Here is a 15,489-nt window from a genome sequence, read left to right on the forward strand (position 1 = left end):
TCCAACCACTGCCCGATGGACGAGCGGACCCGCGAGTACCTGCGCGGTCGCTTCGGTGACCACTACCGACGGTCGTCGATAACGCCGCCGCCGGCCGCGAACGAACGCGAGTGGGGCTTCATCCCGTGGACGGAGGGCCCCGGTGAGACGATGGTCCGCCACCGGTCGCTGCTGGATCTGGGCAACATCGAAGACTTCCTGGCGCGCAAGAAGCCTCGCCACATCTACTTCTCTGCGGGCCGGTACGACGACCCGAGCGCCTCGACGATGGGCGACAAGGGGTGGCGCAACTCCGACCTTGTCTTCGACCTGGACGCCGACCACCTCCCGTCGGTCGTGCTGGGCGAGGACACCTACGGGGAGATGCTCGAAAAATGCAAAGACGCACTCATGCGGCTTCTGGACTTCCTGGACGACGATTTCGGGTTCGAGGACACGACGGTCGTCTTCTCCGGCGGGCGCGGGTATCACGTCCACGTCCGGGACGAGCGGATTCGCGGCCTGGAGCGGGACGCCCGACGTGAAATCGTCGACTACGTGCGGGGCATCGGCCTGGAGTTCGAAGAGCTCGTCGAGGTGGAGACGGTCGCCGGGACGGCCGGTCGGTCCAGCCCGGCCGAGAAGCGCACCCTGCCCACGGACGGCGGCTGGGGCGCTCGCGCCCATCGGCATATCCTCTCGCAGTTCGACGAGTGGCTCGCGATGGACGAAGCGGAGGCCATCGAGGCCCTCCAGCGGTACGACCGCATCGGCGAGGGGAAGGCCACGGCCGCGCTCAACGCGGCCCGGAACAACTACGAGGGTCTCGAAGCGGGCAACATCGACGTTCACTCGGCGGTGTACCAGATAGCACAGGTGCTCGCCCAGGAGGTCGTCGCGGCGGACAACGCGCCCATCGACGAGCCGGTGACGACCGACACGAACCGACTCATCCGGCTGCCGGGCAGCCTCCACGGCGGTAGCGGGCTGGCGGTCCAGCGCCTGGAGCGCGAGGAACTCGCCGATTTCGACCCGCTCTCCGATGCCGTCCCGGAGACGTTCAGGGGCCACGAGATAGCCGTCGAAGTGACCGAAGGCGGGCTGGTTGAACTGGACACGGCAGAACACGCTGGGGATAGTTTTACGGTGGAGGCGGGTAATCAGACAGTACCAGAGCACGTGGGCGTGTTCCTCATGGCCCGCGGGCGTGCACGGAAGGCACAAGAATGAAACTCGACGAACTCCAGTCGGTCCAATCCCGCGAGCGCCAGACTGACCAGCTCCAGCAGCTGCGAGCGACGTTTTACGAGGAGGCCGGTAAGTTCGTCGCCCAGCTGCGCGAGGAGCGCGACCGCGCCGCCGAGCGGGCCGACGACCCCTTCGACGCGCCGGAGGTCAACCGTCTCACGGACGACATCAAGACGGCCGAACAGACCGTCGAGGCCATCTACGAACGCCGGGTCGGGAAAATCGTCAAGATGGCCTCGCTGGCGGCAGCCGATATGCCCACAGAGGACGGCGGGCTCACACAGGAGGAGCGGGAGCTCTTCGAGACGATGGTCGAAGCCATCCAAGGGAACCGTCGGCACGTACTCGACGTCATCGCCGGCGAGTCGCCGGCTGGCGCCGTCGGCGACGACGACACGGAGACGACGTCGCCAGCAGCGACTGACGCCACACCGACACCGGCGCCCGACGACGGCGAACCGAGTCCGGCGAAGCCGGCCGACCCCACTCAGGCCGACGACAGTGAACCCGCAGTCGACGCGGCCGACATCATGGGCGGTGGCGACGGCTCCGCGACGCGGAGTGGGGATGCCGGCCCGACTGAACCGGTGTCCCGGGACGGGGGCCGACAGAAATGGCCGGTACTCCACCCGGCGAACCGACCGCCACGCCGGCGGAGTCGGCCGAACGGCCTGCCGCGGAAGCGCGCTCGGCGGTCGACGGCGGACACGAGGTCAGCGGAGTCGAGGACCGCGAGGAGCCAACTGGGGCCGACACCGACGTGGACCGCAAGACCGTCCGTATCACCGACGACGTGGGCGAGATATTCGGCGTCGATCAGCGCTCCTACGACCTCTCCACGGACGACGTGGTGACGCTGCCGGCCGACAACGCCGACCCGCTCGTCGAGCGCGACGCCGCCGAGCCACTGGAGTAGGCTCCGCAGTTTTCTTGTCGTCCGACCGATGACCGTCAGGTATGTCCACTGCTGGGACCACCGACTGGACAGACCCGGGCTACGTCGCCACAGTCGTCGGTGTCCTCGCTGTCGGCGCGCTGGTGTTTTACGCAGAACTCGTCAGTTCGACGCTAACTGCTCAGACTGTCGTTTTCGTCGTCCTCTGGGTGACGCTGCCGATGACCGTCGCGCGCGTCGTTGCACGCCGGTGGCTGTGAGTGGCGACGGTAACTATTCCCCGTGAGCGGTGCAACTGGCCTGTATGACGACTGCCGTGTCACTCGACCGCGACGATATTCCGGGCGTCCTCGCCGCCGTCGTCCTCGTCAACCTCGTCGGCAGCGCCCCCGCTGCACTGGGCGGGCCCGGCTCGGCGTGGTTCCAGTCGCTCGCGAAGCCTGCCATCTACCCGCCCCCGTGGCTGTTCGGCGTGGTCTGGCCGCTGCTGTTCACGCTGCTTGGCGTCGCGCTGTATTTCGTCTGGCGGGCGGACCACCCCGGTCGACGGTTCGCGCTGGGGCTGTTCGTCGCGCAGATGGCGTTCAACGTGGCCTGGACGCCCGTCTTCTTCCGGGCACAGAACCTCGCGCTGGCCCTCGCCGTCATCGGCGGACTGCTGTTGCTTGCCGTCCCGACCGCGGTGGCCTTCGGCCGTATTCGACGGACTGCGGGACTACTCGTCGTGCCGTATCTGCTCTGGGTGGCCTTCGCCGCGGTGTTGAACTACCGGTTTCTCGCGCTCAACTGAGTGTTACCGCGGTTCGGGCCGCGTCCCGAGCGTAATCTCGACCGTCTGTCTGCCGCCGTCCCGCTGGACCGTGACCGAAAGCGTGTCGCCGGGGCTCGTCTCCAGGGCGAGATACGCCGCCAGGTCTTGCCGGGTCGGGGTCGGTGTGTCGTCGAGCGCCGAACCACGTCCCCGCCGGTGCCGACCTCCACGCCGTCGACCCTCGCCGTACCGGTGCTCCCTTCCAGCACGCCGTCGGAGGGGCCGTCGGACCGGACGGAGTTGATGTAGACACCCGAGGCCTGTTCGAGGTCGTTGGCCTCGGCGATTACCGGGGAGACGTTCGACAGGCCGACGCCCATGTAGGGGTGGTCGTACGAACCGTCCTCGATGAGCGCGGGAATGACTCGCTGGGCCAGCTGCGCGGAGATGGCGAAGCCGACGTTGTCGCCGCCGCCTGAGTTGATGACCCCGACGACGTTACCGTCGAGGTCGACCAGCGGGCCGCCGCTGTTGCCGGGGTTGACGGCCGCGTCGGTCTGGATGCCGGCGGCGATGGAGAAGTTGTTCGCCCCACGGAGCGTCCGGTCGACGCCGCTGACGATGCCCTCGGACACCGACCCGGAGAGGCCGAAGGGGTTGCCTATGGCAACGACGCGGGTCCCGATAGCCGGCCGGCTGTTCACCCAGGTGAGGGGGTCGGAGGCGTCCGGTGTATTCTCGACGTCGATGACTGCCAGATCGCTGTAGACGTCCGTGCCGGCGACGCTGACCTCGCGCCAGTCGGTGCCGACGTAGCGGACGTAGACGGTGTCGCCGGCGTCGACGACGTGTTCGTTAGTGACGATGTAGTTACCGTCGATGAGGAAGCCGCTGCCGGAGGAGGGTCTGGTGGTGTCGTCGTACACCTCAATCGAGACCACGCCGTCGGCCACGTTGTCGTAGACCTCGGTGTAGACGCTGCCCTCGCCCTCGTGGTCCACACCGGCGCCTGTCTCGCTCGGTCTGTCCGGCGACGGGGCCCGAGACGCGTCGGTGTCGGTCCCATTGGACTGGTTCGTGGACGTCGTCAGCGACTGACAGCCGGCCGTCCCGGCCGCTCCGAGTCCGACTGCGGCCAGCAGCGCCGGCGTGACAGCCCATCTGGATCCATGTCCCGACGTAGGGAAAGCGGGTGAATAAACCCACGGCCTGTCCGGCGACAATCGCTAAGTAGCCGGCTAACAAACGTGGGCTATGGCCGACGGAACGTCAGGCAACTCGCTCCCCTCACCTGGGTTTATTCTCCCCGGAATTCGAACCGCGGTGGAGATGGCGCTCGTGGCGACGATAATCGCGCTCTTTGGACTGCCGACGGAGGACCCGCTCGTGCTCGCGGTCGTCATGTTGTCGGCACTGGTCGGGATGGTCGTGACCCTGTTCTGGGCGCTGAACCGCCACATGCGCCGGTGGATTCGCTACGCACAGGGCAAGCCCACGACGCTGACTGCGTTCGACTGACCGAGTTCGCCCGACCCGCTATCGGTGTAGCGATTAAGTGGCCGCGCCGAGTAGTAGCGGCCGAATCATGCAGCTTACTTGGCATGGCCACTCTACCTGGCACGTCACAGTCGACGGCACCGACCTCCTCATCGACCCGTTCTTCGGTAATCCCAAGACGGACACAGACCCGGGAGAACTGGACCCGGACTACGTCCTGTTGACACACGGCCACGACGACCACGTCGCCGACGCCGGCGAGTTCCCGGACGCGACGGTCGTCGGGACGCCGGAGGTGACCGGCTACACCGTGCGTGAACACGGCATCGACGAGGACAACGTGGTCGGGATGAATCTCGGCGGGACCGTCGAATGCGGAGACGCGTTTGTCACGATGCACCGGGCCGATCACACGAACGGCGTAGGCGAAGGGTTCGAGACGCCCGGGGCGGGAATGCCCGCTGGCTACGTCATCTCCGACACGAAGCCGACACAGGTCAGCGACGCCGAATCGACGACGTTCTACCACGCCGGCGACACCGGGTTGATGACCGAGATGCGGGAGGTGATCGGGCCGTACCTCGAACCCGACGCTGCCGCGCTGCCGGCCGGCGACCACTTCACCATGGGGCCGATGCAGGCCGCCATCGCCGCCGACTGGCTGGACGTCGACTACGCGCTCCCGATGCACTACGACACGTTCCCGCCAATCGAGATCGACACGGACGACTTCGTCCGCGAGGTCAAAGCCACCGGCAGCACCGTCGAACCTGTGATTCTGGACGGCGACGAGACGTTCGAACTGTAGCTACTCCTCGCGAACCTCGACGCCCGCCGTTTCTTCGAGCGGCTTGATGACCGCCGTCATGTCCTCGCCGCCGTAGCCGCGGGCGCGGGCGGCGCTGAACGCCTCGCGAGCGGCGGCCGTCTGTGAGAGCGGCGCGCCGACCTCGCCGGCCCTGTCCAGTGCCAGCGAGAGGTCCTTGAACTGGTAGTCGACGGGGAAGCGAGGCGCGAAGTCGCCCTCGCCAACGGTGGCGCCCTTGATATCGAACAGCGGGCAGTCGAGCGCGCCGTTTTCGACGACGGCCCTCATTGCTTCGACATCGAGTCCGTTGGCTCGCCCGAAGACGAGCGCCTCGGCGAAGGCGGCCATCGCATCGCCCAGCAGGAGGTTGATGAACAGCTTCATGTTCGTCCCCTGGCCCACCTCGCCGCAGTGGACCACCGGCTCGCACATCGCCTCGAGAATCGGGCGAATCGCCTCGACGACCGACTCGTCACCGCCGGCCAATCCGACCAGCGTCCCCTCCTCGGCTGGGCCGACGGTTCCCGACACCGGAGCGTCGACGAACGCCGCACCGTTCTCGGCCACCAGGTCCGCGGCGGCCATCGTCTCCGCGTAGCCGATGGTGCTCATCTGGACGAAGACGGTCTCGTCGTCGAGTCCTCGAGGACGCCGAGGTCGCGTTCGAGCACCTCGGCCACCGCGTCGCCGTCGCTGACGATACAGCAGACCACGTCGGCCCGCTCGGTCAGGTGTTTCGGCGAGTCGGCCACGGAGACGCCCGCCGCCGCGAACGGTTGCTCGCGGTCGGTCGTCCGGTTGTAGACGACGAGATCGAAGCCAGCGTCGTCGAGGTTCCACGCCATCGGTGCACCCATCGCGCCCAGGCCGATGAAGCCGACAGTCGTCATGTGTGTCCCTACTGCCGGAACGGTCTTGAATCCCGGGCGAACACAGGGTCGAGCACGTATCAGTCAAATTTATACGCTGGAGACCCACCGGCCGTACGTCATGGCAGATATCGAAGTCACCAGCACGTGCGAGGAAGGGTACACAGTCGAGAGCGTCATCAACGGCGAGTGGGAGCTCATCGTCGACGCCCTGAACAACGACGGCCCGAACCCCAACGAGGTCCTGGCGGCCGACTACGCGTCCTGTTACATCCCGGCGCTGCGCGTCGCCGCGGGCAAGTACAACTACGACGACATCGGCGAGGTCGAAATCGAGGTTGGGGCGGACCTCGACGAGGACGACGACCTCGAGAACATCGCGTTCGACGTCACAGTTGAGGAGTCCCTGGGCGAGGAGGAACAGGACATCGTCGAGCTCGCGGAGGACATCTGTCACGTCCACTCCGCGCTAACCGAAGCGCTACACGCCGAGATTACGATCGAGTCGGGCGTCTGAGAGCGCGCTCGGACGCGGAAACCCTCTAAAGTGTGGCCGCCAATAGACAGGTATGAGCGACGACTGGACCGGCCGTATCGCCGGCGAGCGGATGACCGTCGACAGGCAGTTCACGGACCGCATCGAGGCCTCCTCCTTCTCCAACCAGCAGTGGGGCCTCGTGATGACTGCCGTCGAGTTCGACATCGAGGGGGCCGACGAGCCCGAGACGGCGACACTCGTCGCTGACACGTCGAAGCTCCCGTCTATCATGCCGGAACTCGACAAGGTCGGCCAGGGCGGTCCGATGGGTGGCGTCCCCAGCGGCAGCGACTCCCGGGACAGCTCCGGGAGCGGCGGCTTCCTGTCGGGCGTGAAAGCGGCGCTCGGACTGGCCGGCGGTGGCGGCGACGACGACCGAACCGAGGAAGCCGAACAGCTCGCCCAGGCCTACGCCGACGAGTTACAGCAGAAGCTGGAGTCCAACGGGCGCTGGGAGAGCGTCTGCGAGCAGGCCGCCAAGTGAACTCGCCACCGAGACGAGACACGCACCGACCACGTGGTCGGGCGTTCTGTGGGTTCCGGTGCCTACTTAGTACTCGTCGCCGCCGTGGAACAGCGTCAGCTCCTCGGCCTCGTAGATGTTGATGAGCTCGGTGACGAGTTCGTCGTATGACTCGTCCTCTTCGCGGAGGCCGTCGAGGCGTCGAACCGTCTCTTCGTCTAGTTCAACTGTCGGCATGGGAGGACGTTGACTCCCCAGCTACATAACCCCGATGGACCGGACAGAAACGAACACGAACGCGAGTAAAAACACAGAACCGAAATCTGTTAATGTGCCTTCTGGGTAGTTCATTCCCATGCGACCTCTTGGAGACTCACCGCTCGTTCGTAACGACAAGACGCTTGTGCTGGCACACGATCACGGGATGGAGCACGGTCCCAAGCAGTTCTCGGGCGTCGAGGAACGCCTCGACCCGAACCAGATCTTCGAGATGGCCACACACGACGCCGTCACGGCGCTTGCAGTGGGGAAGGGGCTGACCGAGACGTACTACCCGAGCTACAAGGACGACGTGAATCTCCTCGCCAAGCTCAACGGCGGCTCGGACCTCTGGATGGGCGACCCCTACTCCGCGCACAACTGGACGGTCGATTACGCCGCCGAGCTGGACGTCGACGCCATCGGCTACACTATCTACCCCGGCGTCAACAAGGAGCCGGAGATGTTCGAGGACTTCCGCCCGGTCCAGGAGTCCGCCCGCGACCACGACCTCCCCATCGCCCTGTGGGCCTACCCGCGCGGCCAGGCCGTCAAGGAACACCGCAGCAAGGAGATAATCGCCTACGCCGCCCGCCTGGGGCTCGAGCTGGGCTCGGACTTCACGAAGGTGAAGTACCCCCGAAGCAAGGAGAACATGGAGTACGCGGTCAATTCGGCCGCTGACAACCGCGTCCTGCTCTCCGGAGGGTCGAAATCGTCTGACCGCGAGTTCCTCGAACTCGTCGAGGAGTGCATGGACGTCGGCGTCGCCGGCCTCGCCGTCGGTCGCAACGTCTGGCAGCGAGAGAACCCCTACGAGATGCTCGATATGCTCGAGCAGGTCGTCTTCGAGGGCGCGAGCGCAGACGACGTCCTGTAGATGGACGACGAGACGCGGCGAGCCGTCGAGACCGCTCGCAGGCAACTGCCCGACGACATCGACCCGCGTCGTGTCGTGTTCGGCTTCGACGGCTACCTCGACCGCGTCCGCGAAGTCGTCGCCGACCGCACCGACCCGACCAGCTACGAGCGGCTGCCACGGCTCTCGGACTTTCGCGACCGGCTCGACCGTTCGGTCGAGGCGGGTAGCTCGCTGTCCTACGAGTGGCTCGAAGACGGTCGGCGCACCGGCGGCCACACCTGTCACCTGTCGCGTGCCTTTGGCACCTGGGCGTTCTCGCCGACGCTCGTCGGGATGTACGGCGACCCGGTCCACGAGACCTTCGAGCGGGAGTTCGGCGAGTACGACCTCCACTCGATAGGAGAGCCCGGCGTCACCGACGCCGTCGAGTTCGACGACGGCAAGCTGATGCTGACCGAAATCGGCGATACGATGACCCTTGACTGGGCCGGGCTTGACGACCGCTTCGGCCACGACCGCCTCGTCGAGCGCCTCGGCGGTGCAGCGCTGCTGGGCGTGGGCTACTGGTCAGAAACGCCACGCCTCCCGAGCGTCCTGTCGGGGCTCAGAGAGCGCTGGGCCGACATCGAGGACCCCCCGGAGACGGTGCTGGTCGACCCCGGCGACGTCAGGAAACTCGACGCCGACCGACTCCGGTCTGGCCGGGAGGCAATCGGCGAACTTGGCGACGTCACCGACGTGGTCGTCTCGGCCAACCGCGCCGAGACGGACGTGCTGGCCGACGCCTACGACGGCGAGGCCGACCGCGACTTCGCGGCCGCCGCCGCGACCGTCTTCGACGCGGTCGAACCGACCTGGTTCGTCGGCCACGGCGTCGACCGTTCGGTCGTCGTCACCGCCGACGACACCCACAGCGTCGCAGTGCCGGCCGTCGAGGAGCCCGAGCTGACGACCAGCTCCGGCGACCACTTCAACGCCGGGCTCGCGCTGGCCGCCATCACGGGGCTCGACCCCGCCGCGGCGGTCGTCGTGGGCAACGCCGTCGCCGGCCACTTCGTCCGCACCGCCGACCAGCCCTCGCTCGACGAGGTCCGGGCGTTCGTCGAGGAGTACATGGCGAAGTTCTGAGGCGGGCAGGGACAACACCACGTGCTCCGCTACTCGGCCAGCAAAGGCGCTCGTAGCCGATTTAGCAGTCAAACGGGGGGACTGAAAGGGGCGAGCGGCTGGACGAAGGCGGACGATGTAAGCACTGGACTGAGCGAGCGTAGTGAGCGAAGGAAGCGCGCAGCGAGTCCTCCGAGTTCAGCCGCTCGGGGCTTTCTGGTTGTTGCTGACAGTCTCTCCGAGAGCATTCAATCGTGCGTTGATTGCTAGCCGGCGAGGGGAAAACACATATCCGTCCGCCCCGCACCCGGTTGTATGATCGACGAGACGGTCGCAGAGATAGAGGAGATGCAGACACACAGTTCCTCTGTCGTCGCGATCAAGGCAGCGACGGCGCTGCGGGAGCTGACCGACCGGGAGTTCCCGACTGTCGAAGAGTACGTGCGCACGCTGGAGCGCAACAGCCGCGCTCTGCGGCGTGCCAACCGGTCGCACGCCTCGTTGCACACCACCCAGCAGGAAATCGTCGATACGGTCGCGGACGCCGACCCCGACGACGTCTCGACGGCCAAGGGACTGACAGTGGAGGCCATCGACCGCGTGGTCGGCGACGTCGAGGCGGCCAAGGACCGTGCGGCCCAGCGTGGGGCCGACGCGCTGGCCGACGAGGACGTGCTGTTCACGCACGACTTCTCCTCGACAGTGCTTGCAGCTATCGAGGCGGCCGTCGACGACGGCGCCATCTTCGAGGTGTACGTCTCCGAGTCCCGGCCGCGGTACCTGGGTCGCAAGATGGCGCGAAGACTGGGAGCCATAGACGGTGTCGAGGTGACACTGCTGGTTGATGCGGCGTCGGGGTACTACCTCTCCGAGGCCGACCGGGTCGTCGTCGGGATGGACTGCATCGTCGACGAGACGCTGTACAATCGCATCGGCACGTATCCGCTGGCGACGGCAGCGGCCCAGGAAGACGTCCCGATGACGGTCATCGGCGCCGACTCGAAGTTCGTCGACGGCGCCTTCGCCTTCGAGACCGAGATTCGCTCACCCTCGGAGGTCCATCGCGAACCGGCCGACGAGTTCACCGTCGGCAACCCGGCCTACGACGCGACGCCGCTGTCGCTCCTTGACTCGATTGTCACCGACAAAGAAACGCGCGACCTGCGTTAGTTTCCGGGACGGCTGCTGATAACAGTGTGACACCAGGGGCACCGAAAGGCCTGCCCCTCGTCGGTCTGTTCTACGTCCCAGTCGCCGGTGACCGGGCTCTCGTGGCCACAGGAGGGACAGAACAGCGAGGTCTTCTGTCGGCTCTCGGGAGGCGGTGCAGTCGCGGTCGCGTTCGCGGGGACGGACTTGGTGGAGGTCATTGTTGGACACCACGGCCTGGACAGTGAAATATGTGTTGGGGAATTGTTTGATTATTCACGCAGAACCGCTACGTCTTCCAGAAATAATCGGTATACTTTGTATGATACCTGTACTCACGGGACAGACAGTGTATCACGTACGGAGTAGACGGTCGGTCACATATACATCCGGTCGTCAGGCATCGCGGTCTCGTCGGCCGATTCGATGCGTTCGGCCAGCGCGCGGTACTGGGCCTCGACGGTGGCGGCGAACGCCTCCAGCGGACCCGTATCGACGTCGATTTCGTGCGTCTCCGTCAGTGCCTCCAGCAATCGGATGGCAGCGGCCGCGTCGGGGGCCTGGGGATGGGCCGGCGTGGTGAACACACCGACTGGAAGGTCGTCGTCGATACCGCTGGCTACGAGCTCGGCTGTGACGCCGTCGAGGAAGCCGGTCCCCATCGGTCGGACGTCGCTGTCGGCGAGATAGCGCTCGCGGTAGTCCTCGGTCGCGATGTAGAACGGGACGTGGTCGTCCGGCCCGTGGGCGACCGGGACGCCAGAGAGGACACTGAGACTCTCAGAACCGAGTCGGTCTGTGAGCGCCAAGACGGCGTCTGCGACCCCCGGGACCGCCTCGACCGGGACCATGCGTTCCCCGACGACGACACCGAGAGAGCGCTCTTCGTCGACATACAGGCGCGTGTGATGGCGCGGCACGCCGCCTTCGAAGGGCGTGATGTGGGGCGGGCCGGCGGCCTCGAGATGGCCCGCCTGCCGCATATCGAGCTGGTCCGAGAGATAGTCGACGGCGGTCAGGCCGGCCAGACCGTACTCCGTGAACCCGACGACGAGCGTGTCGATATCGCCGGCGTCATCTGTCACCGCGAACTGCGGTGCCGAGCTGTCGGCACTGGGCATGGCCCCATCTTCGACAGCCCGCGGCTTGCCTTTTTCGAGGGGGAACGCTTTTCTCGCCGTATCCACCACTGTGTTCCATGCATCCCGGTCACGTCTTGCTGTTGCTGCAATCGTCGAGTGCAGCACCAAACGGGACCGGACAGGCGTCAGACCTGACCCAGGCGATACTCTCGTGGCTACCCTTTGCTGTCGACCTGTGGGTCGCCCGCGTACTCTCGACTGTCATCATCGTCGTGCTGACCTTGGCGGTCTCGCGGCTCGTCGTCCGGCTGTTCGGTCGGCGCATCGCCCAGTGGTTCCGTCGGCCGAGCCTCACACGGACGGCGCTGCGAGGCACTCGCATGAGTATCTATCTGCTTGGTCTCCTTTCGATACTGGGCGTCTGGGGTATCAGACTCGGCGATATCACCCTCTCTGTCGCGGTCTTCTCTGCAGTGGTCGGTGTCGTCGTTGCCCCCATCGTCGGGAGCTTCATCTCCGGCATCTTCCTGCTTGCCGACCAGCCCTACGAAATCGGCGACATGATAGAACTGGCCGACCGGGACCAGCGCGGCTTCGTCGAAGACATCACGCTCCGACACACGAAGATTTTCACCCTCGATAACTCCTTTCTGGTCATCCCGAACGGGTCGATGCGGGACCGTGACGTCGTCAACTACTCCGCCGAAGACCCTCGTATGCGGCTCTCACTCGACGTGCTGGTCACCTACGAGAGCGACATCGAGGAGGCCCGGACCATCATCGAACGGGCGGCCCGCCAGGTCGACAACGTCATCGGCGGCGGCCCGGACATCCGCGTCGGTGCGGCCCGCTACCCCGCGTCGCCGACCTGCTACATCAACGAGTACGGGGACCACGGCGTCCTGTTGACCCTTCGCTACTGGGTGAGCGAACCGTACAAGCTGCTTGCGGCCCGTTCGAATGTCCAGACCAACCTCGCGGCCCTCGTCGACGACGCCGACGTGGAGTTCGCGTACCCCCACTCACATCTGCACTTCGACGAGACGAGCGGTGCGATGGAGGTGTCGATGGCCGAGCAGCGAGGGCGGGAGATTGGTGTCCCCACCGACGGGGGCGAGCCGGGGCCGTCCGCCCCTCAGCCCACTGAGGCCGACGGGGAGTGACGCGGCGCCCCGTTCGAGGAGACGGTGACGATATCGCAGTCGAGTTCCTCCCGCAGGAAGCGTTCGATGTCGGGGTCGTCGACCAGCCGGCGAACCATCTTCCGCCAGCGGCTGGCCTGTTTCGAGCCGATGACGACGATATCCGCGTCGTTCGCGGCGACCTCGTCGAGAATCGTCTCCTCGACGAGCATCCCCGACCGGACGATATACCGACTCCGGGGGACGTGGCCGAAGGCCTCCTCGACGGCTCGTTTCAGTTCGGCCCGCGAGACGCGGGTGCTCTTCTGGTAGAGGTTGACGTGGAGGACGGTGAGGTCTGCGTCTTCCCCCTCGGCGATTTTGATTGCCTCGGCAAGCGTCCGTCTGGAGTCTTTCGTCAGCGGATAGCGGACCGGGACCACGACCTGTGGCATTGAAATCACCAACGCTGTCGGGGGGTAAAACCCTAGCGTCCCAGCTATCAGTCCCTGGTATGGCGAGTGGACCGGCCGCCTGGGGCCGGCTCCGCCCGACGCACCACGACCGTGGGGACCGCCTGACCAGTGAGACCGGCGTTCCGTCAGTTCCATGGCCGCCCGTCTCGCAGGGCCGGTATGGAACTGGCCCGGGCGCTGCGTGCCGAGGCCCAGCGAACGAACGAACGGCGGGTGCTCGTGCTGGCCGGCGACCCCCAACTGACCCGCGAGCGAGCGGCCACGGCGCTGGCTGGGACCGATATCCCGGTCGAGGAGACGACTGTCCTCGGTCCCGAACCGTTCGTCGACTGCGAGCGCCACGAGCAGCGCCGGGCGGCCGAACTCCTCGGGCGGACCCAGTCGGCCGTCGTCGTGGACGGCCACGAGGCGTGCCGCCCGAACGCGCTCGGGACCGCCGTCGGCGCCGTCGACGGCGGCGGATTGCTCCTCCTGTTGACACCGCCCCTCGAGGACTGGCCGGCGCGCCGGGACGCGTTCGACGACTCGCTCGCGGTGCCGCCCTTCCACCGTGACCAGGTGACCGGCCACTTCCGCCGTCGGCTGGTCGAGACTATCCGAGCACACCGCGGTATCGGCGTCGTCGCCGTCGACGGCGATGGCGACACCGTCGAGCAATCCGGGCTGACCGACCCGCCGCCGCGTCGACGCCAGCGGGCGCCCGACCCGCCGGCAGACCACACCTTCGCCGGGGCGACCTACGGGGCCTGTCACAGTGCCGACCAGCGCGACGCGGTCCAGGCCCTCGAAGCGCTCGCCGAGCCCGGCCACGCCGTCGTCGTCGAAGCTGACCGCGGTCGCGGGAAATCCAGCGCCGCGGGGCTGGCCGCCGCGAACCTCGCCCGAGACGGGCTGGACGTGCTCGTGACCGCCCCGCAGTACCGGAGCGCCGGGGAGCTGTTCGCCCGCGCCGAGGCGCTGCTGAGAGACGCTGGAGGTGTCGGTCGAGGGCGACCAGGATGCCGCCCCCAGCGATTGACCGTCAGAACGGCGACCGGCGACGAGGGATGCATCCGTTTCGAGCCGCCGTCACGGGCGGTCGACCTGCCCGGCGAGCCCGACGTCGTGCTCGTCGACGAGGCCGCTGCGTTGCCGGTCCGACGGCTCGAAGCGCTGCTTTCGGCCCCCTCAGCGGCCTTCACCACGACCGTCCACGGCTACGAGGGGCCGGCCGGGGGTTCTCGGTCCGCTTTCGCGACCGGCTCGACGACGCCGACCACGCAGTCGCCGAGGTCTCGATGACCGAACCGATACGGTACGCCGACGCAGACCCCGTGGAGGTGTGGGCGTTCCGGGCGCTCATGCTTGACGCCCGGCCGCCGGTCGCACAAGTCGTCGAGGACGCGACTCCCGAGACGGCCACCTACCGCTGTCTCACGTCGGCGGACCTGCTTTCCGACGAGCACCTGCTCCGGGAGACGTTCGGGCTGCTCGTGCTGGCCCACTACCGGACGGAGCCGACCGACCTCGCGCGGCTCCTGGACGCCCCGAATCTCACCGTGCGGGCACTGACCGAGCGTGGCCACGTCGTCGCCGTGGCACTGCTGGCCCAGGAGGGCGCCCTCGACGCCGAGACGCGCGAGCGGATGTACGAGGGCGGCCGAATCCGTGGCAACATGATTCCGGACGTACTGACGACACAGCTCCGGGACCGGGACGCCGGCGTACCCGTCGGCCAGCGCGTCCTCCGCATCGCCACACACGGCGCCGTCCGTTCGCGTGGGCTGGGTTCGACGCTGCTCTCGGAGATACGACGGGAGTTCGCCGAGGAGATGGACTGGCTGGGCGTCGGGTTCGGGGCCACGCCCGAACTCCTGGATTTCTGGCGGGCGAACGGCTACCGGACGCTGCACCTCTCGACCTCGCGCAACGACCGCAGCGGGGAGTACTCGGCCGTGATGATGGATCCCTGCAGCGACGCCGGCCGCGAGCTTTCGGCCCGTCACAGCGGCTGGTTCTGTGACCGCATCGGCGCCACGCTGACTGACGCGCTCGACGACGCCGAGCCCGACGTGGTCCGAGGCGCGCTCGCGGCCGCCGAGGCCGAGCCTGGTCTCGACCTCTCGGCGTGGGAGTGGCGCTCGTCGCCGGCCTCCCGACTGGCGCGTCCATCCTCGATACGAACCCGGCCCCGTTCCGCCGGCTCACACTCCGGCACCTCGTGGCCCTGGCCGAGCCTGACGCCCTGTCGGCCCGCGAGGAGCGACTGCTCGTCCGGAAGGTGTTACAAGCCCGCCCGTGGGGCGATGTCGCCGACGGGATGGACTTCGTCTCCGAGCGCGAGTGCAAGCGGGCCGTCGGCGGAGCGGTCGAAACGTTGACACGCCTCTACCCCGAACAGTAGTCA

At 67.1% G+C, this 15,489-nt stretch carries 17 protein-coding genes and 3 pseudogenes; 13 read left to right on the forward strand and 7 right to left on the reverse strand.

Features of this window, described 5'->3' with window-relative positions; all coding sequences use genetic code 11:
• Nucleotides 1–15 precede the first annotated feature (15 nt).
• The 4 genes and pseudogenes from priS (at nt 16) to P1K32_RS16010 (ending at nt 2,912) form a co-directional block, all read left to right on the forward strand.
• Entirely contained in the window at nt 16–1,209 is a 1,194-nt protein-coding gene (priS, locus tag P1K32_RS15995; RefSeq protein WP_276250682.1) for a DNA primase small subunit PriS, read from the forward strand.
• A pseudogene (locus P1K32_RS16000) lies at nt 1,206–2,143 on the forward strand (hypothetical protein). Before priS ends, P1K32_RS16000 begins: the two are co-directional and overlap by 4 nt.
• A 41-nt stretch (nt 2,144–2,184) precedes the next feature.
• Nucleotides 2,185–2,382, forward strand: coding sequence for a hypothetical protein (locus P1K32_RS16005; protein WP_276250683.1), 198 nt, complete (start codon nt 2,185–2,187; stop codon nt 2,380–2,382).
• Nucleotides 2,383–2,426: 44 nt separating this feature from the next.
• Complete coding sequence (locus tag P1K32_RS16010) at nt 2,427–2,912, forward strand: TspO/MBR family protein (protein WP_276250684.1); 486 nt, start codon at nt 2,427–2,429, stop codon at nt 2,910–2,912.
• Between the two features lie 3 nt (nt 2,913–2,915).
• Here P1K32_RS16010 and P1K32_RS17710 read toward each other — a convergent pair.
• A pseudogene (locus P1K32_RS17710) lies at nt 2,916–4,015 on the reverse strand (S1C family serine protease).
• Nucleotides 4,016–4,127: 112 nt separating this feature from the next.
• On the opposite strand from P1K32_RS17710, the gene P1K32_RS16025 reads away from it, so the two are divergent.
• The gene (locus tag P1K32_RS16025; RefSeq protein WP_276250685.1) at nt 4,128–4,391 is read left to right on the forward strand and encodes a hypothetical protein; all 264 of its coding nucleotides are present in this window, start codon (nt 4,128–4,130) and stop codon (nt 4,389–4,391) included.
• Between the two features lie 67 nt (nt 4,392–4,458).
• Nucleotides 4,459–5,178 carry a metal-dependent hydrolase gene (locus P1K32_RS16030; protein ID WP_276250686.1) on the forward strand — a complete coding sequence of 240 codons (720 nt, stop codon included), beginning with the start codon at nt 4,459–4,461 and terminating at the stop codon, nt 5,176–5,178.
• Here the strand turns inward: P1K32_RS16030 and P1K32_RS16035 are convergent, their stop codons facing one another.
• Both P1K32_RS16035 and P1K32_RS16040 read right to left on the reverse strand, forming a co-directional pair.
• Nucleotides 5,179–5,790 carry an NAD(P)-dependent oxidoreductase gene (locus tag P1K32_RS16035; protein WP_276250687.1) on the reverse strand — a complete coding sequence of 204 codons (612 nt, stop codon included), beginning with the start codon at nt 5,788–5,790 and terminating at the stop codon, nt 5,179–5,181.
• Nucleotides 5,787–6,068 carry an NAD(P)-binding domain-containing protein gene (locus P1K32_RS16040; RefSeq protein ID WP_276250688.1) on the reverse strand — a complete coding sequence of 94 codons (282 nt, stop codon included), beginning with the start codon at nt 6,066–6,068 and terminating at the stop codon, nt 5,787–5,789. The genes P1K32_RS16035 and P1K32_RS16040 overlap by 4 nt, the downstream gene beginning before the upstream one ends.
• 100 nt (nt 6,069–6,168) lie before the next feature.
• Between P1K32_RS16040 and P1K32_RS16045 the strand changes: the two genes are divergently transcribed.
• Entirely contained in the window at nt 6,169–6,564 is a 396-nt protein-coding gene (locus P1K32_RS16045; RefSeq protein WP_276250689.1) for an OsmC family protein, read from the forward strand.
• Nucleotides 6,565–6,616: 52 nt separating this feature from the next.
• Nucleotides 6,617–7,069 carry a DUF5799 family protein gene (locus P1K32_RS16050; protein WP_276250690.1) on the forward strand — a complete coding sequence of 151 codons (453 nt, stop codon included), beginning with the start codon at nt 6,617–6,619 and terminating at the stop codon, nt 7,067–7,069.
• Nucleotides 7,070–7,135: 66 nt separating this feature from the next.
• Here P1K32_RS16050 and P1K32_RS16055 read toward each other — a convergent pair whose 3' ends face one another.
• On the reverse strand, nt 7,136–7,285 hold the full coding sequence (locus tag P1K32_RS16055; RefSeq protein WP_276250691.1) for a DUF7557 family protein: 150 nt from the start codon (nt 7,283–7,285) through the stop codon (nt 7,136–7,138).
• Between the two features lie 118 nt (nt 7,286–7,403).
• On the opposite strand from P1K32_RS16055, the gene P1K32_RS16060 reads away from it, so the two are divergent.
• From P1K32_RS16060 to P1K32_RS16070, 3 genes are all read left to right on the forward strand, one after another.
• Nucleotides 7,404–8,186: a class I fructose-bisphosphate aldolase gene (locus P1K32_RS16060; RefSeq protein WP_276250692.1), complete on the forward strand. Its 783-nt coding sequence runs from the start codon at nt 7,404–7,406 to the stop codon at nt 8,184–8,186.
• Entirely contained in the window at nt 8,187–9,296 is a 1,110-nt protein-coding gene (locus P1K32_RS16065) for a hypothetical protein (protein WP_276250693.1), read from the forward strand.
• A gap of 294 nt (nt 9,297–9,590) precedes the next feature.
• On the forward strand, nt 9,591–10,445 hold the full coding sequence (locus P1K32_RS16070; RefSeq protein ID WP_276250694.1) for an eIF2B alpha/beta/delta subunit family protein: 855 nt from the start codon (nt 9,591–9,593) through the stop codon (nt 10,443–10,445).
• On the opposite strand, the gene P1K32_RS16075 is transcribed toward P1K32_RS16070, so the two are convergent.
• Nucleotides 10,442–10,645, reverse strand: coding sequence for a DUF8106 domain-containing protein (locus P1K32_RS16075; protein ID WP_276250695.1), 204 nt, complete (start codon nt 10,643–10,645; stop codon nt 10,442–10,444). The two genes, P1K32_RS16070 and P1K32_RS16075, sit on opposite strands and share 4 nt — an antisense overlap.
• Nucleotides 10,646–10,801: 156 nt before the next feature.
• Nucleotides 10,802–11,545: a proteasome assembly chaperone family protein gene (locus P1K32_RS16080; RefSeq protein WP_276250696.1), complete on the reverse strand. Its 744-nt coding sequence runs from the start codon at nt 11,543–11,545 to the stop codon at nt 10,802–10,804.
• A gap of 77 nt (nt 11,546–11,622) precedes the next feature.
• Here P1K32_RS16080 and P1K32_RS16085 point away from each other — a divergent pair, with 77 nt between their 5' ends.
• The gene (locus P1K32_RS16085; RefSeq protein ID WP_276250697.1) at nt 11,623–12,669 is read left to right on the forward strand and encodes a mechanosensitive ion channel family protein; all 1,047 of its coding nucleotides are present in this window, start codon (nt 11,623–11,625) and stop codon (nt 12,667–12,669) included.
• On the opposite strand, the gene P1K32_RS16090 is transcribed toward P1K32_RS16085, so the two are convergent.
• Complete coding sequence (locus P1K32_RS16090) at nt 12,642–13,082, reverse strand: universal stress protein (RefSeq protein ID WP_276250698.1); 441 nt, start codon at nt 13,080–13,082, stop codon at nt 12,642–12,644. The two genes, P1K32_RS16085 and P1K32_RS16090, sit on opposite strands and share 28 nt — an antisense overlap.
• A gap of 180 nt (nt 13,083–13,262) precedes the next feature.
• On the opposite strand from P1K32_RS16090, the pseudogene tmcA reads away from it, so the two are divergent.
• Nucleotides 13,263–15,486, forward strand: a pseudogene (tmcA, locus tag P1K32_RS16095) (tRNA(Met) cytidine acetyltransferase TmcA).
• Nucleotides 15,487–15,489: the final 3 nt, after the last annotated feature.

The sequence above is a fragment of the Haloarcula rara genome, from assembly GCF_029338235.1.
GTDB classification, from domain to species: domain Archaea; phylum Halobacteriota; class Halobacteria; order Halobacteriales; family Haloarculaceae; genus Haloarcula; species Haloarcula rara.